The organism is Acinetobacter sp. RF15B (assembly GCF_007558235.1).
GTDB classification, from domain to species: domain Bacteria; phylum Pseudomonadota; class Gammaproteobacteria; order Pseudomonadales; family Moraxellaceae; genus Acinetobacter; species Acinetobacter lwoffii_C.
Genome location: NZ_VLSR01000008.1, coordinates 37,383 through 59,352, shown reverse-complemented (window position 1 = coordinate 59,352; position 21,970 = coordinate 37,383). Strand labels below are relative to the sequence as shown.

The 21,970-nt window shown below is 43.4% G+C and carries 15 protein-coding genes; 6 read left to right on the top strand and 9 right to left on the bottom strand.

Annotated elements, in window-relative coordinates:
- Positions 1–110: 110 nt before the first annotated feature.
- The 3 genes from E2K74_RS07935 to E2K74_RS07925 all read right to left on the bottom strand — a co-directional run bounded on the left by E2K74_RS07935 (position 111) and on the right by E2K74_RS07925 (position 5,569).
- On the bottom strand, positions 111–794 hold the full coding sequence (locus tag E2K74_RS07935; protein ID WP_151207001.1) for a Fe2+-dependent dioxygenase: 684 nt from the start codon (positions 792–794) through the stop codon (positions 111–113).
- A gap of 70 nt (positions 795–864) precedes the next feature.
- Positions 865–3,129: a TonB-dependent receptor gene (locus E2K74_RS07930; protein ID WP_151207000.1), complete on the bottom strand. Its 2,265-nt coding sequence runs from the start codon at positions 3,127–3,129 to the stop codon at positions 865–867.
- Between the two features lie 301 nt (positions 3,130–3,430).
- Positions 3,431–5,569, bottom strand: coding sequence for a TonB-dependent receptor domain-containing protein (locus E2K74_RS07925; protein ID WP_151206999.1), 2,139 nt, complete (start codon positions 5,567–5,569; stop codon positions 3,431–3,433).
- A gap of 268 nt (positions 5,570–5,837) precedes the next feature.
- Here E2K74_RS07925 and tig point away from each other — a divergent pair, with 268 nt between their 5' ends.
- The 4 genes from tig to E2K74_RS07905 all read left to right on the top strand — a co-directional run bounded on the left by tig (position 5,838) and on the right by E2K74_RS07905 (position 10,187).
- A complete protein-coding gene (gene tig / locus E2K74_RS07920; protein WP_151203362.1) occupies positions 5,838–7,169 on the top strand; it encodes a trigger factor in 1,332 nt (443 codons plus the stop codon).
- Between the two features lie 191 nt (positions 7,170–7,360).
- Complete coding sequence (gene clpP, locus E2K74_RS07915) at positions 7,361–7,966, top strand: ATP-dependent Clp endopeptidase proteolytic subunit ClpP (RefSeq protein WP_151203363.1); 606 nt, start codon at positions 7,361–7,363, stop codon at positions 7,964–7,966.
- A 29-nt stretch (positions 7,967–7,995) separates the two neighbouring features.
- The gene (gene clpX / locus E2K74_RS07910) at positions 7,996–9,306 is read left to right on the top strand and encodes an ATP-dependent protease ATP-binding subunit ClpX (protein WP_151206998.1); all 1,311 of its coding nucleotides are present in this window, start codon (positions 7,996–7,998) and stop codon (positions 9,304–9,306) included.
- Positions 9,307–9,470: 164 nt separating this feature from the next.
- The gene (locus E2K74_RS07905; protein ID WP_151203365.1) at positions 9,471–10,187 is read left to right on the top strand and encodes a DUF2846 domain-containing protein; all 717 of its coding nucleotides are present in this window, start codon (positions 9,471–9,473) and stop codon (positions 10,185–10,187) included.
- 54 nt (positions 10,188–10,241) lie between these two features.
- Here E2K74_RS07905 and E2K74_RS07900 read toward each other — a convergent pair whose 3' ends face one another.
- The gene (locus tag E2K74_RS07900; protein WP_151203366.1) at positions 10,242–11,768 is read right to left on the bottom strand and encodes a fumarate hydratase; all 1,527 of its coding nucleotides are present in this window, start codon (positions 11,766–11,768) and stop codon (positions 10,242–10,244) included.
- A 740-nt stretch (positions 11,769–12,508) separates the two neighbouring features.
- Between E2K74_RS07900 and E2K74_RS07895 the strand changes: the two genes are divergently transcribed.
- A complete protein-coding gene (locus tag E2K74_RS07895; RefSeq protein WP_151206997.1) occupies positions 12,509–12,748 on the top strand; it encodes a DUF2171 domain-containing protein in 240 nt (79 codons plus the stop codon).
- A gap of 206 nt (positions 12,749–12,954) precedes the next feature.
- Here the strand turns inward: E2K74_RS07895 and pta are convergent, their stop codons facing one another.
- From pta to E2K74_RS07880, 3 genes are all read right to left on the bottom strand, one after another.
- Positions 12,955–15,102, bottom strand: coding sequence for a phosphate acetyltransferase (pta, locus tag E2K74_RS07890; protein ID WP_151206996.1), 2,148 nt, complete (start codon positions 15,100–15,102; stop codon positions 12,955–12,957).
- A 48-nt stretch (positions 15,103–15,150) separates the two neighbouring features.
- Positions 15,151–16,374, bottom strand: a complete 1,224-nt coding sequence (locus E2K74_RS07885) for an acetate/propionate family kinase (RefSeq protein ID WP_151203369.1) — start codon at positions 16,372–16,374, stop codon at positions 15,151–15,153.
- Between the two features lie 433 nt (positions 16,375–16,807).
- Positions 16,808–18,073: a glutamate-5-semialdehyde dehydrogenase gene (locus tag E2K74_RS07880; RefSeq protein ID WP_151206995.1), complete on the bottom strand. Its 1,266-nt coding sequence runs from the start codon at positions 18,071–18,073 to the stop codon at positions 16,808–16,810.
- A 317-nt stretch (positions 18,074–18,390) separates the two neighbouring features.
- On the opposite strand from E2K74_RS07880, the gene E2K74_RS07875 reads away from it, so the two are divergent.
- Positions 18,391–19,728 carry an alpha/beta fold hydrolase gene (locus E2K74_RS07875; RefSeq protein ID WP_151206994.1) on the top strand — a complete coding sequence of 446 codons (1,338 nt, stop codon included), beginning with the start codon at positions 18,391–18,393 and terminating at the stop codon, positions 19,726–19,728.
- Positions 19,729–19,760: 32 nt separating this feature from the next.
- On the opposite strand, the gene E2K74_RS07870 is transcribed toward E2K74_RS07875, so the two are convergent.
- Together E2K74_RS07870 and nagZ are read right to left on the bottom strand one after the other, a co-directional pair.
- Entirely contained in the window at positions 19,761–20,624 is an 864-nt protein-coding gene (locus tag E2K74_RS07870) for a class I SAM-dependent methyltransferase (RefSeq protein WP_151206993.1), read from the bottom strand.
- 128 nt (positions 20,625–20,752) lie between these two features.
- Positions 20,753–21,775, bottom strand: a complete 1,023-nt coding sequence (gene nagZ, locus E2K74_RS07865; RefSeq protein ID WP_151206992.1) for a beta-N-acetylhexosaminidase — start codon at positions 21,773–21,775, stop codon at positions 20,753–20,755.
- Positions 21,776–21,970 lie beyond the last annotated feature (195 nt).

Sequence of the window (21,970 nt, the reverse complement as noted above, 5' to 3'; positions counted from 1 at the left end):
GTTGTGGGTTTTTCTTTGATTCTATCAGTCTGGCTAATATTTTACTGAATCAGTTTGAAAAATAAAAGACTAGGGTGCTTTATAGCTTGCTGGACTCGCCTTAGGTGGGCCTAAAGCTCAGCCCATTTGCGTATCAGGTTATGATACAGATTGGTCAGTTTCATGACCTCGGCGTGCTGATCACCTAGTTCTATTCTCAGATTTTGAATACTCTGATCCAGATTAAACAGCATATGGCGCTCTGCATCATCCCGAATCATGCTTTGTACCCAAAAGAATGAAGCGACCCGGCTGCCAGAAGTGACCGGCGTCACTTCATGCAAGCTGGTCGACGGATACAGAATCATATCGCCAGCGGGAAGTTTGACTTCATGATAGCCATAGGTGTCTTCGACCACCAGTTCACCACCTTGATATTCTTCCGGCTCACTTAAAAAAACCGTACAGGATAAATCGGTTCTAAGCCGCTCGTTGCTGCCACGAATACGGCGGATCGAATTGTCGACATGGAAACCGAAAGCTTCATTATTTTCATAGCGGTTAAACAGAGGAGGAATAATATCCAGCGGGATCGCAGCGGATAGAAATAAAGGATGCTGGCCCAAGGCTTCCAGAATAATCGTACTTAAGTGCTGAGTCAGGGGATGATCTTCAGGCAATTGCTGATTCTGTTTGACGCTAGCAGACAGTGTGCCAGCAGTCACTTTGCCATTGACCCATTCAACTTGAGCCATTTCTTTGCGGAAATACTGTACCTGCTCTTTGCTCAATACATTTGGAATATGATGCAGCACGAAAAATACCTGAATAATTTTGTTTGAGTGAGCATAGCCCCAATGCTAGAGCTATGCGAGTCCGATTTAATTAGTATTTGAAGTTCAGAGAAAGCACGGCACTACGGCCTTCTGCTTCGGTTGCATAGTGAGAGGCATAAGCTTTAGTGAAATAACGCTCATCGGTCAGGTTGTTGACATTCAATTGTAAGTCAACATTCTGGTTCACGTGATAACGTGCCATGGCATCGTAACGCACATAGCCTGGAACCCACTTGGTATTGGCTGCATTCCCATAGACTTTATCCATCGCAACTGCGCCAGCACCCAAGCTTAGCTGTGGTAATATTTGGTAGGTGGTCCACAAGGTGGCTGAATTTTTTGCTACGTTTTGAACTTGATTTCCCTCATTGGTTGCGGTGCCATCATCGACAATTTCACTGTCTAAATAGGTGTAGCCTGCCGAAACAGCCCATTTGTCAGTAATGTTGCCATTTAAGCCAAGCTCAATACCATCTACCCGGGTATCACCAATGTTGCGTGTGGTGCCATCTTCTACTGGGGCGCGAGTATTGGTTTTCTCGGTACGGAAAATGGCTGCGGTCAAATTAAGCTTGTCATTCAAGACATCCCATTTGCTCCCTAACTCCATGGTGCGGACTTCTTCTGGGTTTAAGTTTTGAATTGCTGATGTAATGCCTTCAGAACCATCACCACCATCGACACCCACCGGGTTGGTAGAAGTTGCATAACTGGCATAAATTGAACCATTTTCTACAGGCTTGAACGTTAAACCAGCCTGATAATTGATAAAGTCTTTATCATTTTTCAGTTTAACTATGGTTCCTTCCGGATTATTGGCATTAAAACGACCCGCAAGCATGGTTTGCTTAGTCGCGTAGTCATCCCAGCGTAAACCCAAATCTAGCAGCCATTGTGGATTCAATTCAATACTGTCCAGGAAGTACACAGAAGTCGACTTGGTTTGCGTATTGTATCGGTCTGCACCATCTGTACTTATTGAGCCGGTCCAAGGACCGCGATCAGGATTTTGAACTGAAGTACACCAGCCTGAACTGAGATCGTCAGGCGTACACGCATTATGTACGCTACCTGTAGTATTTAGACCGTCAATAATATATTGCGTACGGTCAGTTTCCTGATCTGAATATTCGGCACCCAAGTTAAAACTATGTTTAAACATGCCAGTATTAAATTTACCGATTAAAGCCAATTGATCGGTAAAAGTCTCAGTATTGGCGACACGTGAGTTTACACGTGCCCAGACGTCGCCAGTTAATGCGCCTGTTGTTGTGTCATAAATATTACCTTTAGAATCATCTGGATTTGTCCATAGATAATCATTTGTTGACTTATTAAAAACAGTCGTATTGGAAATGGTTAGATTATCCGTTAGATCGTGTTCTAATTTAAGCGTGCCAATCTGATTTTCCTGTTTCTGGAAGTCACGATCTTTCCAACCGTAGTATTGACCTTGTTGAACATCAATAGGCTTACCGTTGCCATTTAATCCTGCATTTGCACTCGTTGCAGCAAATGGATTGTTATAAGGCACACCTGAATCAGGTGTATCATCAGACTTTAAGTAGTAATAACTTAAAGTAGCACGGGTAGGGGTGTCCAGACCAAATACAATACTTGGCGCAATACCTACACGTTTATATTCAGCACCGTCTTTTTGACCGGCTTTTTCATTCTGATGTCCCATCACGGCAACACGTGCCGCAATACCATTACCAAAGTCTTTGTTACCATCTAAAGTAATACGTTGATAATTATCTGTACCGCCAGCAACTGAGCCTTCTAGAAAATCGCCCGCTTTAGCGACTTTAGAAATCATGTTAATGCTGCCGCCAGTGGTGCCTGCACCGCCCATGGCAGAAGCAGAACCTTTGGTCACTTCAACTTGTTCTACCGCAAACATTTCACGGTTTTGAGAAGTCGCATTACGCACGCCGTCTACATACATCGAACTTTCAGAGTTATAACCCCGGATAAACGGACGGTCACCATTCGGATTGCCACCTTCACCTGCACCCAAGGTAATCCCAGGAACTGTACGAAGTGCATCAGCTAAAGTAGTTACCTGCGTATCGGCAATCAGTTGTTTAGAAATGACTGATACGGATTTGGGAGTGTCGATTAAAGGCGCTACAAATTTGCTGTTTGCAGATTGGTTTACTTTAAAGCTGGGCGCTTGTTCAGCTTTCACTTCTTGGTGAATTGTCTCAAGCTTGATGATATTTTCATCCGCCATTGCCTGCGCGGCTACAATTGACAAAGAAGAGGCAATCGCGGAGGAAACGATCTTTTTGCGTGTTTTTATGTATGTCATGCTAAAAAAATTATCTTGATTTGGGTTTGAAGATGATAGTAATTATTATTATCACTTCTATATTTGTAAGATTGGTATTAACGATAATAAAAAACAGACCAATAGAAAAGTAAATTAAATAAATAAACGACTTGTTGTTAAGTATATGTATTTTATAAAAATTGAAAAATCTGATAGTTTCTTTTAATTTAATTGATAATAATACTTATTTAGATCTGCGTTGGTTTTAAGAAAAATTTTGAAAATTATAAAAAAACCCTACATTAAGCAGGGTTTTTTTATAAGAAATATCAATTAAATATTAGAAGTCATATGAAATAGATAACCAGTAGTTGCGGCCTGGAAGGTAGGTACCAGATGTACTACGGCCAGTTGATAAATACTTATAACCTGTTACATCATTGACTGTCTTATGTTCTGTAAAATCTTTATCTAATAAGTTATTTACAGCCATATTCAGACGCAACTGATCATTCACAGTATAACTTGTACCTAAATTAAATAAGTTATATCCGGCGAATTTATTACCATACATTTTATAAATTTCAAAGTTGTCACCTGAAGTTGGTATGCTTGAGAAGCGTGTACGACTTGATTTATATTCATGTTGCAGCCAAACATCAAGTGCTGGATTAATATGCCACGTGGAGGTCAGGTTGAAGGCATCGCGAGGGTTGTTATTGTAGTACAAACCTTCGTTTTCACCATCTGTCACTTCACTCTTAGTGTATGTATAAGAGGCTTTGAGATCCCACTCAGGTAAGATCGTATATTGTAAACTAGCCTCAGCGCCATACACTTTAGCTTCTTGGGCATTGATCTCTTGCGAACATTCATCCACAGGACAAATTGCTTGATCACTAATATCGTTGCTTATGATGGCATCTTCAATTTGATTATAAAATGCTGTAGCTGTGAAATTAATTTGGTCGTTCGGCTGTAGATTAAAACCGAGTTCGTAGTTGGTAGAGGTCTCAGGTTTTAAGTTTGGATTACCAAAAACATAGGTTTCACCTTGACCACTCATATTAACGAGACCATTTTCAAGATCTTTAGCACTAGGAGCTTTGTATCCTGTAGTAATACCACCTTTAATGGTTAAAATATCGTTGGTATTCCATACTAAGTAAGCTCGAGGGCTAAAGTGTCCTCCAAAGCCTGAATGATCTTCATAGCGACCACCAAATGTTAGTCCTAACTGATCAGTAAGTCGCCATTCATCTTCTGCATAAATAGCCCAAGAGTTTTTATCGAATTTATTTTTACCCGTAATGTGATGAGCAATATTGTCTTCAATTTCTGATTTCTTAAATTCTAAACCACTCGTAACTTTATGGTCGCCAAGCTGTGAAATTATATGGCTATCCGCCACAAGATCAGTACTTTTTAAAGTACGGTCAGAACCAATGCGTGGGTCAGAGCTACCTTTAGGGAAAGCATCGCTTGGTAAGGTTCTTCCTTCTGTTTCGGTTTCTGAGTGACTAATATACGTTTTCCACAGACCAAAACTATAATCACCTTCATGACCTACAGCCACTTGATTGCGCGAAAACTCAAGCTCATCTTTGTAACCACTGGCTTTTTGGGGAGTGTCTTGTGTACCTAAACGGTTATCAGCATTGTCATAGGTTTGCGAGGATTGAAAGCCGTCTAACCACAGGGAATTTTGACTATCGGCTTGGAAAGTCAGTTTTGCACCGACATCGTAGTTTTCAGCAGTTGTTGGGCGTGGATCACGAGAAGTTCCCTCACCAATACGTTCAGATTTTTGACGATCTAAATATGAACCACGTAGTTGCAGACCTAATTTTTCATTTACAAGTGGACCATTGAGTAAGAAGCTGGTTTTCCAAGAGTCCGCTTCGGCATTATTTTCCATAACATTACCGCTGACAGTAATGTTGCCATTCCATTCATCTGATACTTTTTTAGTAATGATGTTAATCACACCACCCATGGCATCTGAACCATATAGGGTAGACATTGGACCACGGATGACTTCAATACGTTCAATCGCTGAAAGAGGAGGCATAAAACTTGTAGCTGCTTCAGCGAAGCCATTTGGCATAATGTTATCATTGGCAGTTGTTTGACGACGGCCATCAATTAAGATAAGTGTGTCATCAGCTCCCATTCCACGCATGCTGACATTTAGGCCGCCGGTTTTACCCACACCATTACGAACATCGATACCAGGAACATCTGCCAACAAATCAGCAATACTGGTCGCATTTTTCTTTTCAATATCTTCTTTTGTCACTACACTAATGGATGCTGGTGCATTCTTAAGCTCTTGTTCAAAACCCGATGCTGAAACCACAATTGTTGACAGCTGATGTGTAGTTGTTGGAGCAGCTTCCTGAGTAGTCTGTGCAACAATCGAAGTTGCGGTGACTCCCAGAATGGCTCCAACAAGAGGACGAAGAGTAAAAGTATGCATAACCAAAATTCCAGTTTGAGAGAGTGTAGAGTTTTGTATCAAATTCGATAGAGAATATTAATAAGAATGTTTATCATTTGCAATAAAAATAAATAATTAACTTTAGGCAAGTTACAAAAGAAGAAAGCGCTTTGAAAAAAAGAGAGGCAGGGAAGATAAATTAAAAAAATTAGAAAAAGAGCGTATTTTTTGTATATCCTTTAAGGTTGTCATATAATGTGGCACATTTTTTTATAAACCTGTTATTACCAAATATATAGAGGAAGCCATGCAAGTAACTTCTGAAGCGGTTTCGGGCGTTGCCCGTCGTTTAAATGTTTCTGTACCGACGAGCCGTATTAATGAGCAATTTGAAGCTCGTTTAAAACGTACTGCTAAAACTGCGAAGATCAACGGCTTCCGTCCAGGTAAAGTGCCTGTGAACGTGGTTCGTCGTGAATACGGTGCAGGTATCTATCAGGAAGTTGTAAACGACATTATTCGTGATACAGTATTTGAAGCGATCCAGCAAGAAAAAATCAATGCTGTTGGTATGCCAAATATCGAAAAAACTGAGATGAAAGATGATGCTTTAGTATATGAAGCAACTGTTGAAGTTTATCCAGAAGTTGAAGTGAAATTCGAAGGCCTGGAAGTTGAACGTAAAGCGTCTGAAGTCAATGACAAAGACGTTGACACTATGCTGGAAAACCTGCAAAAACAACGTGCTTCTTGGGCTGAAACAAAAGGCATGGCGAAAAAAGACATGCAGGTGACTTTTGATTTCGAAGGTTCAATTGACGGCGAGAAGTTTGAAGGCGGTTCTGCAGAAGACTTTAAACTGGTATTGGGTTCTGGCCGTATGATCCCTGGCTTCGAAGATGGCATCATCGGTATGAAGAAAGGCGAAGAGAAAGTTATTGATGTAACTTTCCCTGAAGACTACCAGGCTGAAAACCTTGCGGGTAAACAGGCTCAGTTTAAAATCACTGTAAAACTTGTTGAAAAGCAAAAACTTCCAGAAGTTGATGCTGAATTCTTGGAAATCTTTGGTGTTTCTGCAGAAGAAGGCGTAGAGAAATTAAAAGCTGACGTTCGTAAAAACATGGAACGTGAAGTGAAAAATGGACTGCGTAATCAAGTGAAAGGTGCGACTTTTGATGCGCTGGTAGCTGCAAACGAAGTTGAACTTCCAGCTGCAATGGTTGCTCAGGAAATTGATCGTCAGCGTCAACAGATGATCCAGCAGTTCACGCAGCAGTTTGGTGCACAAGGTGCAAAAGCATTTGATTCAAGCATGCTTCCAGATGACCTGTTCAAAGAACAAGCTGAAAAATCAGTTAAACTTGGCATACTGGTGAGCAAGGTTCTGGCTGATGCGAAAATTGAAGTAGATCAAGCGCGTGTAGATGCGTATATCGAAGATATGGCTTCTTCTTATGAAGATCCAAACGAAGTCATCGAATACTTCAAAAATGACCAGCAGCAACGTGCTCAAATCGAAGCAGTTGTACTTGAAGATCAGGTAGTGGATCACATTCTGGCATCTGCTAAAGTGACTGATACGACTGTAAGCTATGAAGACTTATTGAAAGAGCAGCAAGCTCGTCAACAAGGCTAATCCTAGCTGGTCATAAAAAGGCGCTTTATGCGCCTTTTTTTGATAGCGTAATTTCACCTGATATTCAGTTTTTCACAAAACTAATGCAAAAAATATCTTGGAATTGCAAGCGAATATTTTGCAATTTCAGTCATTATCCCTCATATTGTGAGTATGGATTAAGTCACAAAAATTTAGGAATAAATAAACGTATGTATGTTCCAATGATCGAAAACGCTTTAGTTCCAATGGTGGTAGAACAATCCTCTCGTGGCGAGCGTTCTTTTGATATTTATTCACGTCTTTTACGTGAGCGGGTTATTTTTCTCTCAGGTGAAGTTGAAGACCACATGGCCAATCTTATTGTGGCACAAATGTTGTTTTTAGAAGCTGAGAACCCAGATAAGGATATTCACCTGTATATTAACTCGCCAGGTGGTTCAGTCACTGCGGGTATGGCTATTTATGACACCATGCAGTTTATCAAGCCTGATGTGGTGACTTACTGTATGGGACAGGCGGCTTCAATGGGTGCGTTCCTGTTGAATGCCGGAACCAAAGGCAAGCGTTATTGCCTTGAAAATGCGCGTGTCATGATTCACCAGCCTTTGGGTGGTTTCCGTGGACAAGCTTCGGATATTGAAATTCATGCACGTGAAATTCTGTTCATTAAAGAACGTTTAAACCGTTTAATGGCTGAGCATAGTGGTCAGGACTATGAAAAAGTGGCACGTGATACTGACCGTGACAACTTTATGACTGCTCAGCAAGCGAAAGAATACGGTCTTGTGGATGAAGTACTTACTAAACGTCCATAAGTTTTACAGATTGAGATATTGGAGTAAATATGTCCGAACATCCTCAAGGACAAAAGCATTGTTCATTTTGCGGTAAAACGCAGTCTGAAGTCGGAAAGCTGATTGCAGGCGAGGACGCATACATTTGTAATGAATGTGTGGACGTATGCTTAGATTTGGTTCAAACCAGTCAGCAGGTCGAAACCAATGACTGGGCGAACCGTCCTTTACCGAAACCGCATGAAATCCGTGCAGCGCTCGATCAATATGTCATTGGTCAGGATCTGGCGAAAAAGACCTTATCTGTTGCAGTGTATAACCATTATAAACGTCTGAAAGTACAGACCAATGGTAAGAAAGCAGATGACTCTATTGAAATTGCCAAGAGTAATATCCTGCTGGTTGGTCCAACCGGTTCAGGTAAAACTTTATTGGCACAAACCCTTGCTCGTCTTCTAGATGTGCCTTTTGCCATGGCAGATGCAACGACCCTCACAGAAGCAGGTTATGTGGGCGAAGATGTTGAAAACATTGTACAAAAGCTTTTGCAAAAAGCCGATTATGATGTGGAAAAGGCACAAAAGGGGATTATCTATATCGATGAAATCGACAAGATTACCCGTAAATCTGAAAACCCATCCATTACCCGTGATGTATCGGGTGAAGGTGTGCAGCAGGCTTTACTGAAAATGATCGAGGGTACGGTTGCTTCTATTCCGCCGCAAGGAGGACGCAAGCATCCACAGCAGGAATTCATTCAGATTGATACTGCAAATATCCTGTTTATTTGTGGTGGTGCATTTTCGGGTCTAGAGAAAATTGTACAGCAGCGTCAGGAAAAAGGTGGTATCGGTTTTACTGCGGAAGTGCGTAATAAAGATGAAACCAAAAAACTGTCGGAGCTGTTCCGTCAGGTAGAAGCCAATGATCTGGTGAAGTTTGGTCTGATCCCAGAATTTATTGGCCGTCTGCCAGTCATTGCAACACTGGATGAGCTGGATGAAGATGCCTTAATGCAGATTCTGACAGAACCAAAAAATGCCTTAACCCGTCAATATCAACACCTGTTTGAGATGGAAGATGTGGATCTGATCTTTGAAGAGTCAGCCTTACAGGGGATAGCGAAAAAAGCACTTGAGCGAAATACAGGTGCGCGCGGTCTGCGTTCGATTCTGGAAAACGCACTCCTTGAAACCATGTATGATCTGCCAAGCCGCACTGATGTAGGCACTGTAGTGGTGAATGAGGCGGTAATTAATGGTGAGGCTGCACCGGAATTCAGGGCGGAACGCCAGCCCCAATCTCAGGAAGAGCCGGTCAGCAAGATTGATTTAAAGGTGGTAAATAGTCGGTCTGCCTGATTGCTATTCGTCAGAAACGTGCGAAAACCTCGTGTTTTCGCACGTTTTTTATTTCCAAATTCTAAACCCGAGTGTTAATCTCAACATCTGGGCGTGGACGCCTAAAATAAAAAAGCAGGGCACCTGCATAAGCAAGAAGAAGAAAAACGCAGTGAGGGATAAACATGCGTGGAGTCGCAATAGTACTCATCAGCAGTTTGGTATTGATGGGGTGTCATGGTAAAAAAGCCCTAGTTGAGCCTAGTCAGCCACTCAGCACTTTAAAAAATATTGATCTTGAAAAAAAGCCGGGTTTTATCGAACAGCATCGTATGGGTATGATGAGCATTGGCGGCTGGGTCAACCAGAAACAGGGACAAGCTTTCCAGACCGTTCAACCACAGCATGCTGATGCAGCGATCGTATATTTATATCGTCCAGATTCCAACTGGAACCGCCAGGAAATTGTGGCAGCCAGTCTGTTTATTAACCAGCAGCATATTCCAAGTTTATTGCACAACCATTATTACTGGGTAGAGCTTCCGGCGGGTAGTTATCGTTTGAGTAGTAGTCGTCCTTTAGGCGCTTTACATTTTCAGAAACCCAAGTATCTGGATTTCAGTGTTGAAGCGGGACAGTCCTATTTTATTAAATATGATGAAGAAAATTTTAATACGCGCCGCAGTATGTCTGGGCCTTTGATGCTCATGCCGCACAATGTAGGGCTCAATGAAATTGCATTTACCCAGCTCAAATCACATAGCTTTAATTTTGTTGCCCAAGACCAGAAAACTGGCAAGGTGCGTAAAAAGGCCCAAAAAATTCAGATGCCTAAATATGATCCTGCAACTGATGTACAGCTGATTGCACCTTTTAAACTTTGGGATCCACGTAGCTGGTAATACCATCAGTTCATAAAAAAAGCACCCAGATGGGTGCTTTTTTTATAGCTTAAATTAGCCCTCAGCAGCATCAACTACTGGAATCTTACCAATTTTCGCCTGCCAGATTTTTGGAGCAGTGGCGTGTACAGAGGTACCGTTTACGTCCACAGCCACAGAAACCGGCATATCTTTCACTACAAATTTGTAGATCGCTTCCATACCCAGGTCTGCAAAAGCAACAACTTCCGCTTCACGGATCGCTTTAGACACCAGGTACGCAGCACCACCAACAGCCATTAAGTAAGTCGCTTTGTTGTCTTTGATGGCTTCAACAGCAGCAGGACCACGGTCCGCTTTACCGATCATGCCAAACATGCCAGTCGCTTCAAGAACTTGACGCGTAAATTTGTCCATACGTGTTGCAGTAGTAGGACCAGCAGGGCCAACGACTTCATCACCGACTGGATCGACTGGGCCTACGTAATAGATGAACTTGCCTTTCAGATCTACAGGAAGCTCTTCACCATTGTTCAGCATGTCTACCATACGTTTATGGGCTGCATCACGGCCGGTATAGATGGTACCGTTAAGAAGCAGGGTATCACCTGGTTTCCAAGAATTCATTTCTTCCTGAGTGATGTTGTCAAGGTCAACGCGCTTAGAAGAAGACGAATCCCAAGTCACAGATGGATAATCTTCAAGGCTAGGCGCCTGAATATGTGCTACACCTGAACCATCCAGGGTGAAATGTGCGTGACGGGTTGCTGCACAGTTCGGAATCATACCAACCGGTTTACCCGCAGCATGACATGGGTAATCTTTGATTTTAATATCCAGCACCGTGGTTAAACCGCCCAGACCTTGAGCGCCAATACCAAGTGCATTGACTTTCTCGAAGATTTCGATACGAAGCTCTTCCAGTTTGTTTTGTGGACCACGACGAAGCAATTCGTCCATGTTGATCTCTTCCATCAATGCTTCTTTGGCCAGCATCATGGCTTTTTCCGCAGTACCCCCAATACCGATACCGAGCATACCAGGAGGACACCAGCCGGCACCCATAGTTGGGACGGTTTTCAGTACCCAGTCCACGATTGAATCCGACGGGTTTAGCATTGCTAGTTTAGATTTGTTTTCTGAACCGCCACCTTTTGCAGCAACCGTAATATCCACTTTGTTGCCTGGAACAAGTTTGTGATAGATCACAGCAGGTGTATTGTCTTTGGTGTTCTTTCGACCAAATGCAGGGTCTGCCAATACAGAAGCACGCAGTACGTTTGAGTTTTCTAGATAACCTTGGCGTACACCTTCATTAATTGCATCATCCAGGCTCATGGTTAAATCAAATTTAACATCCATGCCCACTTCAACAAATACGTTGACGATACCAGTATCCTGGCAGATCGGGCGATGGCCTTCTGCACACATGCGTGAGTTGATTAGAATTTGCGCGATTGCATCTTTCGCAGCCTTGTTCTCTTCACGGTCGTACGCACGGCTCATCGCTTGGATGAAGTCTTGTGGATGATAGTAAGAAATGAACTGAAGCGCATCTTTTACGGATGTGATCAGGTCATCTTGCTTGATAATAGTTGTCATACAAATATCTCTTGAGCGGGCTGATAGCTAGCGGGCTAAATTATAAGACAAAAGGATCAGGTTGTGGGCATTTTGCGGGGACATTGGCTGAAAGTTTATAGTTTGAGCAACTGCTCGCCGGGAAAGTCTCTCTGAACTGTCATAAATGATGAAAAAAATTGCCTATATTTAAACTTATATTACAGCTTTATTTTTATATAAATAAATTATTTTGTCATAAGTTTTTGATTTTTATCAATTAATATAATTTTTCGAATATTTCATTTTTGTCATATAACTGTCATATATGTGACTCATAATGAGCGCATTAAAAGGAGACCTTGAACATGACTACAAGTATCTTAATGGTTGCAGGCTTTTGTATTTATATCGCAGCAACGTGGATGTACGGCCAAAAAGAAGATCAAGCTTAAGCTTTATCTTCTTTTTGCATTTTATACTCTCAGTATTCTATTCTTCTTCAAATCTTCAAATCTTCAAATCTTCAAATCTTCAAATCTTCAAATCTTCAAATCTTCAAATCTTCAAATCTTCAAATCTTCAAATCTTCAAATCTTCAAATCTTCAAATCTTCAAATCTTCAAATCTTCAAATCCTATTATTTTACGTGATGAAACACAGCTATTTTGTCCTATTACATTCTTAACTGATCAATACTGAAAGCCTGAATACCCTTACACATAGTCGGATTCTCAGCGCTTAGACTAAAGATTCTTTAATTTTACTAATGGGCAACTGGAATGAATAATATTAATGTAAATGACATCAAAGAACATGCCTCGGTAATTGCATCATGCGGCACGCAAGTCGGAAAAGTAGATCATTTAGAAGGGCAGGACTCAATTAAACTCACCAGAAGTGATGATGAAAATAACGAGCATCATCTGATTCCTTTGAGCTGGGTAGGCGAAATTAAAGGGGACAGTATCATGCTAAATAAAACAGCAGAAGATGTGCGTAAGGAATGGCAAACGCTATAAGTTGAATTTATCCACTTGTTAAGTGAATAATTTTCAATGCATGAGAATTAAAAGTAGGAATGCGATTTAATTTTTTAAGTCCAAGTCTGCCAGTCCAATGACTGGCAGACTTTTTTATGCAATTGAAAAGGAAAAATAAAAACCACCCAATTTTTCAATCGGGTGGTTTTATAAAACTTGAAAGTGTGTGAAAAGCTGAGTAGAACTTAATCTGCAGGACTGGTTTGCTGATCTGCTTGAATGGCTGTCAAGGCAATAGTAAACACGATGTCATCTACTAATGCACCACGCGACAGATCATTGACCGGCTTGTTCAAGCCTTGCAGCATTGGACCTACACTGACCACATTGGCAGCACGCTGTACGGCTTTATAAGTGGTATTGCCGGTATTCAGATCCGGGAAAATGAATACATTGGCGCGGCCAGCCACTTGCGAGTCTGGGGCCTTTTGACGGCCTACACTTTCTACAGAAGCAGCATCGTACTGCAATGGACCATCAATCAGCAGATCTGGACGGCGTTCCTGAGCGATACGGGTCGCCTCAGCAACTTTTTCAACTTCTGCACCTGCACCTGAAGTACCGGTAGAATAAGAAATCATCGCGATACGCGGATCAATTCCAAATGCTTTGGCAGAGTCGGCAGACTGAATGGCAATTTCAGCCAGTTGTGCCGCGTCTGGATCCGGGTTAATTGCGCAGTCACCATAGACATACACTTCATCCGGTAACAGCATGAAGAAAACTGAAGAAACCAGGGAGTAATCTGGAGCAGTCTTGATGAGCTGGAAAGCAGGACGAACAGTATTGGCAGTCGTATGCACGGCACCAGATACCAGACCATCGACCTGATCCAGTGCCAGCATCATGGTACCTAGCACCACGCTATCTTGTAACTGCTCACGGGCCTGCAACTCATTGATTTTGCCTTTACGCAGCTCGACCATCTGGGCAACATAATTTTCACGGATCAGGTCAGGGTCAATAATTTCCAGATCATCTGGTAATTCAATACCACGAGCTTTAGCCACTTCAAGCACAGACTCTGGCTTAGCCAGAAGAATACACTGAGCGATATGGCGTGACTGGCAAATGGCTGCTGCCTGTATCGTACGTGGTTCATCACCTTCTGGTAATACAATGCGTTTTTTCGCTGCAATAGATTTTTGTACCAGTTCGTGACGGAAGGCAGACGGAGAAAGACGGGGCTTGTAAGAACCATTAAGGGTGGCGTTCAACCAGTCCGGATTAATATGACTGGAAACGAAACGCGTTACCTGTTCAGCACGCTCAATATCATCTACCGGAATTTCATTGCTGAGATTGGTCAGCTTTTGTGCGGTTTCAAAGGCACTTAATTCTGTATGCAGGATCGGCAGCCCTTGTTTGATCGCAGTCTGGCAGAACTCCAGTACCAGATCATTCGGCTGGTAGTGTTCGGTCAGAACCAGTCCAGCCAAAGGAATGCCATTGCTGCTGGCCAAACTACTTGCCAGCAGAACATCAACACGGTCTGAGGCACTGATGATCAGCTCACCTGCAACAAATTTATGCAGTTCATGTTCGATATTGGCAGAAATCAGGCTGCTGTGCTGAACGCGGCGCTGTTTAGCTTCACCTTCATTGATCCAGTAAGCAGAAATGTGGGCAGCCAGATCTGAGATACGTGGCACACTCAAGGTTTTGCTAAAAGGCACCAAGCCGATGACTGGCAGCTTTTCACACCCAATATGCGGATGAGTCTGCTGAATCGCAGCAACAAATTTTTCTGTATCTTCAATCAGGCGCAGAGCAGGGTTGAGAGTAACCGGAATCTCGGCAGATTCTTCTGACAGGCCTTTGGTGCGCATCAACAGAATTCCGGACAGGCGTGTTGAACTTAAGCCACCGAAATTGCGGATCTGCTGTTCTAACTTGTCGGCGGTTTGTAAAGGCTGCTGAATATCCGCATTGCTTACGATCACGACTTTGGCATCCAAAGCCTGAGCAAGTGCGGTATTCAGGTCATCGGCAAAACCGTCAGTGGTATTTGGCAATAAACCTTGCACGATGATCAGGTCATGCTGCTTGGCAATCTGGCGGTGCAGACGGACTGCATCTTCAAGCAGTTCATCCTGTTCACCCTGACTCAAGCGTTGCAGAACCGTGTTATAGCTAATCGGTTCAACCGTCTCACTCTGAGAAATATGATGATAGAGCGCCGTGGTACGGTCTACGGTATCTGCTCCTTCCTGAGTGAAAGGTCTGAGAAATCCAGCCTTAACACCCTGACATTCCAGTGCATATACCAAACCCAGACATGCAGATGTTAGGCCTACACCTTCCCCAGTCGGAACCAGTAAAATCGTTTTCATACGTATATCAACAATTGTAAATATCAGATAAAAGGGGGTTGCGCCTGCTTAAGCAAGCGCTGGTTCAGCTTCATACTTTTTTATAGAAGCACTTTCTACTTCAAGCTCAACCACATTTTCGGTTTCTTTTGCGATGCGAGCTTCTTCATCCGTTGGCACCACCCAGATTTGTGGACCTGTTCCGTTGTCGATGCGACCTTCAGTGCCACGCTTTAAGTTATTGTTGCTGTCTTTATCTAGGTTAAAGCCAAAGTGTGGTAGGTAAGCCATAGTTTTTTCACGGATATAGGCAGAGTTTTCGCCAATACCACCGGTAAAGAACAAGCCATCCAGACGAGGTAGGCCACAGCTTAGGGCGGCCAGAGATTTTGCTAAACGGTAGCAGAATACTTCAATCGCCAAAGTTGCATCTTCATTACCATTTTCAGATGCTTCGATCAGGGTGCGCATATCATTGGACAGATTGTCAGATAGGCCGAGCAAGCCGCTTTCTTTATTGAGCATTTTGTCAATTTTATAGATATCCCAGCCCAGGTTGGCAGCCAAGTAGCTATGCAGACTTGGATCGACATCACCACTACGCGTGCCCATCACCAGACCTTCAAGCGGAGTTAAGCCCATTGACGTATCAATACTTTGACCATTCCATACTGCACAGGTCGAGCTACCATTGCCCAGATGTGCAGTCAGCCAGCCGCCTTGCTTAAAACTGCCTGCCAGTTCAGAACCACGATCTGAAACATAGGCATGGCTCGTGCCATGGAAACCATAGCGGCGTACACCGTGCTCAGTATAAAGGAATTTTGGTACCGCATAACGGTAAGCATGGGCTGGCATGGTTTGATGGAAAGCCGTATCAAAAACTGCAACTTGCGGCAAATCCGGGAACAGGCGTTGAGTCGCTTCAATTCCGATTAAGTGTGCCGGGTTGTGGAGCGGGGCGAGTGGAGTCGCTTCACGAATTTTTTCAATAATCTCATCGGTAAGCAGCTCGGCTTTAGTCAGGCTGCCACCATGGACAACACGGTGTCCAATCGCATCCGGCTTGTAGTTGGCCAAACGCTCGAGACCGACTTCCAGTGCTTTTTTATGATCTGCAAATGGAATATGAATATCGACAGGCTCATTACCAACAGTCACGCCTTTAATGCGGGCATTTTCTGTGCCTAAATTCTCAGCTAAACCATGAATACGGAAATCTTGCTCCTCAAGCAATAAGGCAAACTTGATTGAAGAAGAACCACAATTAATAACTAATACTGATTTAGACACGACTGATTACCCGATTTCTAATTAAAATTCTCATCCATTTGGTTGATCTGTTTGCTGACAAATGCGAGGCAATATAGATCTGTGAACATGTTTTAACATTAGTTTTTTTACTGTCCTAGATAGACTTTAGCAGATTAGACTTAAGCATTATCGACCCAAGGAGCAATAATAATTAAAATTTATCGGCTCATAGTTTTCATTTATAAATAAAATGATGTTGAAAATATGAACGTTTTAAACACTTTAACCTATTTATTACCGTATTTTGGCTGAATGGTTTTCCAGTGTAGCGCTTAAAATACGTTCTAAGATGACAAAATACAATTTTATAAAAAATTCCTGTCTATTGTGACCTGGGGGTTTTCTTATAATATTTTAATTGTAGGTCATACAGATTCAGCCTTAGGAACAAGGCTGAATCCATCCTTCCTTATTATTGGCGAATCTGACCATCACCAAAGACAATCCATTTTTGTGAGGTTAGGCCTTCCAGACCGACCGGGCCACGGGCATGGATTTTATCGGTTGAGATTCCGATTTCTGCACCCAAACCATATTCAAACCCATCGGCAAAGCGGGTAGAGGCATTCACCATGACAGAACTTGAATCTACACCTGCCAGGAATTCACGTGCCAGACTATAGTTTTCAGTAATAATTGAATCGGTATGATGCGAACCATACTGGTTGATGTGCGCGATTGCTTCTTCAATGCCAGACACGACTTTAATTGCCAGAATCGGTCCCAGATATTCGGCATACCAGTCTTCTTCAGTGGCGGTATGCACCTGTTGTCCCAGAATGCGCTGGGTTTCACGGCAGCCCCGCAGTTCAACCTGTTTCTCCTGATAAAGCTCAGCAATTCTTGGCAGGAACTCTTCTGCGACTTTCTCATCGACTAGCAAAGTTTCCATGGCATTGCAGACGCCATAGCGATGAGTTTTGGCATTCAGCGCAATAGGGAGGGCTTTCTGCAGGTCGGCTTGTGCTTCAACATATACATGGCAGTTGCCATCCAGATGCTTGATGACCGGAACACGCGCTTCATCAGTAATGCGTTCAATCAGGCCTTTGCCTCCACGTGGCACAATCACATCCACATATTCAGTTAGGGTAATCAGATGGCCCACGGCAGCACGGTCGGTGGTATTGATCACTTGTACCGCAGTTTCAGGCAGACCGGCGACATTCAAGCCATGTTGAATTGCAGCTGCAATTGCCTGGTTGGATTCCAGTGCTTCCGAACCGCCGCGTAAAATAATGGCATTTCCTGATTTTAGCGCCAAGGATGCTGCTTCCAGAGTGACATTCGGACGAGATTCATAAATCATGCCGACTACGCCCAGAGGAACACGCATCTTGCCCAGCTGGATACCGGATGGGCGATAGGCCATATCGGTAATTTCACCGATCGGGTCGACCAGACTGATCACATCTTTAAGGCCTTGTAACATATCTTTAAAGCGTGCGGGGTTGAGTTCCAAGCGATCCAGCAGGGCACTATCCAGATTGTTCTTATGTGCTTTGGCCATATCCAGCTGGTTGGCTGTCAAAATAGCTGGCTGGTTATTTTCTAAAGCAGTATAGATTGCTGATAATGCGTTGTTTTTCGTTTGGGTAGACGCGCGAGCCAAAATGCGAGAAGCCTGGCGTGCCTGCTGTCCTACCGTTTGCATATATTGTTCAATAGACTCTTGCATAGCGGTTGATCACTCAGAAATTTCACTTCGATATTAACAGTCTGTTGCAGCACAATGAAGCCCGGCACTTAAAATTCATAAGCTTTTCACTGTTTCTAAACATTTTGAAATTGTTTTGGCTTTAAAAGCAGATAAGTGGTGATTGAATCAGTTGCTTGTGAAAAGCACCTCTGTATAGAATGCTGAAGAACGACATTGAAGTCCTAAAATTACTAAAGAGCAGGATGCGTGTTCAGGCTCAGCGGAATGAACCTGACATAAGAACTGTAAATAATGACTTGCACAATAAAAATAAGGCAAGGATGAAGGAGAGGAATATGAATTCCATTATCCAGATGGATGCCCAAGCATTAGACCAGCATAACCATTACGGTTTTTTTGATCTGTATGATAAGCACTGTTTTAAACAGCCCGCCCGTACCACATGGATTGAGGGCTGGAAAATCGAATATATGGCCATTGCCCGGCCTGACACCCTACATATGCGGCCCATGGTGATTATTGGCGGCGCTTTTCAGAACTTTAATTCCTATAAATATTGTGTGGAACAACTATTTGATGCAGGTCCAATTATTCTGATCGACCTGCCTTCTATGGGGGCTAACCAGCAGATTAATAATGTTGATACCGGTGTATCGGCTGGAACGCTGGAGCTGGAAACTCTGGCAGGAATGCTGGGGCAATGGCTGGAACAGATGCAGTTACCGAAAGTTGCAGTTCTCGGCATGTCACTGGGGTCGGTGGTTGCTTCATGTCTGGCAGATCAGCGTCCTGAACTGGTAGACCGCATGATCTTGATGGGCGTTATGCAAAAGACCCGAAAAAGCTGGCGTATGCTACTGGAAGAGTCTTTGCAACTGATGAAAGAGCAGCGTATGGAGGAGTTTGGTCAGGCCGTGATTTTATATCTGGTCAATCATGCCCGTTTAAATGAAACCCGAATGTCGCCTACAGCGAAGCGCCTGTTCTTTAAGCAAATGTCTGAATTCACGGCCACCGAACAGGAACGCTATGATATTAACTGCAACCGCTTGTTAAGACTGACCAATGTACCTATTCCCCAGTGCAAGGTATTGGTGGCTTGTGGACAGTATGACAGTTTTACCTTGCCGTATGAGAATGCCAATTTTGCCTTGCAATGTCCGAATATGCAGTATGTACAGATTAGGGGTGCAGATCATTTGCCTCAGTTACAGCGCCGTAAGGAAACCATGAATCTATTTGCAACCTTCTTACGCGATGAATCTGTGGATCAGCTGGAAGGAATTATTCCGTTCAGCCGTGAACAGATGCAACAACTGGAACGCCGTGGGGAAGAGCGGATTTGTGTGCAGGCATCTCAGCGCTATCTTAGCCATCGTCATTCTGAGCTGACCTTCAAGGCAGAGATTGTGGATATGAGTTTCTTTGGGATATTGCTACAGCTCGAATCAGGGCAGAGCGCACAGGCAGCAGCTTATCCACGAGATTTGGCTTTGCATTTAGAAGATGAGGAGGGTGAATTCAAGATTGAATGTCTGGTCTTTGAACATGATGACACCCAGTTGCGTGCCTTATTTAAGCATGGCAGTTTTGAAATCGCAGAACGTTTATTACATTTTGTCCAGACGCAAAAAATGCTGTCACAAGCTGAAGTATTTGAAACTGCCATTTAAAAGCTAAAATGAAAATATAAAAAACAGCGTGGTCAAACGCTGTTTTTTTTCACCGCATGCACCATCCAGACCAGATCGCCTAGATGCTCATCCTGCTGAATGTCCTGATTTTCAGGATGAGGCTCGACAAAATAACGTTGTGGTTGTTGTACTGTGACCTGAGTAAATCCGGCCTGCTGGAAAAACTGTTGCAACTCCTGTGGAGATTTAAAGTGAAAGCTAAATGCACTGCGTGACATGAATTTCAGTAGACGACTCGAAGCCCAGATAAAGTTGGCCAGTCGGTTTTTGATGGGTTCCGGGTAAATATCACTTAAGTAATGCACTTCACTAAAGTTTTGGCCGTAGTCAGTTATGCCTTTAAGCAGAGTAAATAACATGTTCTGGTCAAAATAATTGATCAGGCCTTCGCTAATGACTACCAAGGGCTGTGCAGGGTTAAACACCTGAAAAACCTCAGCCAGTTCTTCTGAAAAAATATCGGCGCTGAGTACTTCTGGAGCAGTTTGATCAATCTGGCGCAAGGCAGCAGTTTTGGTTTTGGCCATCTCTGGTAAATCCAGCTCGCGATAATTGAGCTGGGGGAATTTCTGTCTAAAGTTCCAGCTGCGTGGCGACAGGCCTGAGGCAATTTCCAGAACCTGTATAGCAGGATGTTGCTGAATTAATTGACATAGATGTTCATCAATCATCTGGTGGCGTTGCTTGAGCGTAGTACGCATACTGCCCCCCACATAATGTTCCGCCCAAGACTCCAGCGGATGCACCATTTTTGCCAGAAATTTGCCTTTAGAGGTGGCAAAGACCGGATGGGAGATGCCCATTTTGTACCAGATATAGCCGGTATAATGTGCGGTAAACGAAATATGGCGATGTTGTGAAAGTGCATCTGTCATGGGGTTCTGACCTTATTGTTTTTTTAATTGAGGCTCAATTGAGCGGGTTTTCTTGCATCATAATCAAAAAGGAACACTTTGTCGTGTTCCTTTATCGTATTGGAGAGTTTAAAGCAGCAGCAAAAGTCTTAGAGCATCTGTTGCTTAAACACTAAAATTTCATCCCGGATCATGCGCCAGTCATCGCCTAAGTCCAGTTCTGCTCCAATCTGAACAGCCGAAATTTTGCCGCGCATACGTTCTAAACGCTGCTGATCTGGCAGAGGTAAATCCTGAATAGCTTCAAGAGCAATACACTGTGCAGCACGGTCATTACAGACCAGACCCATATCACAGCCAGCTTTTAATGCGGCCTGAATACGTGCATCGGCACCTCCGGCGACACAGGCAGCCTGCATGCTTAAATCATCGGAGAACAAGACCCCGTCAAAGCCAAGTTCCTGACGTAAGACCTGTTGAATCCAGAACTCGGAGAAGCCTGCCGGATTTGGGTCAACTTGACTATAGATGACATGAGCCGGCATGAGGGCATCCAGTTGCGACTGTAACTGGATAAAAGTCTGCATATCTTTTTGGCGAATATCTTCATAGCTACGCATATCAATGGCAGCAGCAATATGTGAATCTGCCTTGACTGAACCATGTCCCGGAAAATGCTTGCCAGTTGAGGCCATACCGGCACGTTTTATACCTTTAAGAAAAGCGCTGGCAAGCGGAACAATATCCTCAATCTTTTTGGCAAAACTGCGATCACCAATCACATCGCTGATGTCATTTAAATCCAGGACCGGGGCGAAGCTGAAATCAATCCCGACCGCCAGCACTTCGGTTGCCATCAGCCAGCCACATTTTTCTGCCAGTTCCAAGGCTCGGGCGCTGTCTGACTGATAAAGCTCACCAAATTTCCCCATAGCGGGCAGCAGGGTAAAGCCCTGCTTCAAGCGTTGGACCCGACCGCCTTCCTGATCCACGGCAATCAAAATATCCGGGCGAACTTGGCGCATATGATCAGTCAGGGCACGGACTTGAGCGGGTGACTCGATATTTCGACCAAACAAAATGACGCCGCCGACTTGCGGTGCAGTCAATAGTTGAATATCTTCTGAAGTGAGGGTAGTCCCTGCGATGTCGAGCATCAACGCGCCAATCATATAAGAATCCGTTTGATAATTTTTAGAGAAAAACAATACCTGAATTTTGCAATGATTTGCTACACTTTGTCAGCACAGAATATGATAAAACTACACGACATAAACATATTAAGTTGTTTAAGATGCTGAATACTTTAGATTCTGCTCAAAAAGCAACACGGTCAAATTGGTCCTTAGGCCAAGGAAGTACGAATT

Bases quoted from the DNA above. Each gene is read 5' to 3' on its own strand.
- clpP (WP_151203363.1), top strand. From the start codon at position 7,361: ATGTATGTTCCAATGATCGAAAACGCTTTAGTTCCAATGGTGGTAGAA.
- E2K74_RS07905 (WP_151203365.1), top strand. From the start codon at position 9,471: ATGCGTGGAGTCGCAATAGTACTCATCAGCAGTTTGGTATTGATGGGG.
- tig (WP_151203362.1), top strand. From the start codon at position 5,838: ATGCAAGTAACTTCTGAAGCGGTTTCGGGCGTTGCCCGTCGTTTAAAT.
- E2K74_RS07930 (WP_151207000.1), bottom strand. From the start codon at position 3,129: ATGACATACATAAAAACACGCAAAAAGATCGTTTCCTCCGCGATTGCC.
- E2K74_RS07925 (WP_151206999.1), bottom strand. From the start codon at position 5,569: ATGCATACTTTTACTCTTCGTCCTCTTGTTGGAGCCATTCTGGGAGTC.
- pta (WP_151206996.1), bottom strand. From the start codon at position 15,102: ATGAAAACGATTTTACTGGTTCCGACTGGGGAAGGTGTAGGCCTAACA.
- E2K74_RS07900 (WP_151203366.1), bottom strand. From the start codon at position 11,768: ATGACAACTATTATCAAGCAAGATGACCTGATCACATCCGTAAAAGAT.
- E2K74_RS07895 (WP_151206997.1), top strand. From the start codon at position 12,509: ATGAATAATATTAATGTAAATGACATCAAAGAACATGCCTCGGTAATT.
- nagZ (WP_151206992.1), bottom strand. From the start codon at position 21,775: ATGATTGGCGCGTTGATGCTCGACATCGCAGGGACTACCCTCACTTCA.
- clpX (WP_151206998.1), top strand. From the start codon at position 7,996: ATGTCCGAACATCCTCAAGGACAAAAGCATTGTTCATTTTGCGGTAAA.
- E2K74_RS07870 (WP_151206993.1), bottom strand. From the start codon at position 20,624: ATGACAGATGCACTTTCACAACATCGCCATATTTCGTTTACCGCACAT.
- E2K74_RS07875 (WP_151206994.1), top strand. From the start codon at position 18,391: ATGAATTCCATTATCCAGATGGATGCCCAAGCATTAGACCAGCATAAC.
- E2K74_RS07880 (WP_151206995.1), bottom strand. From the start codon at position 18,073: ATGCAAGAGTCTATTGAACAATATATGCAAACGGTAGGACAGCAGGCA.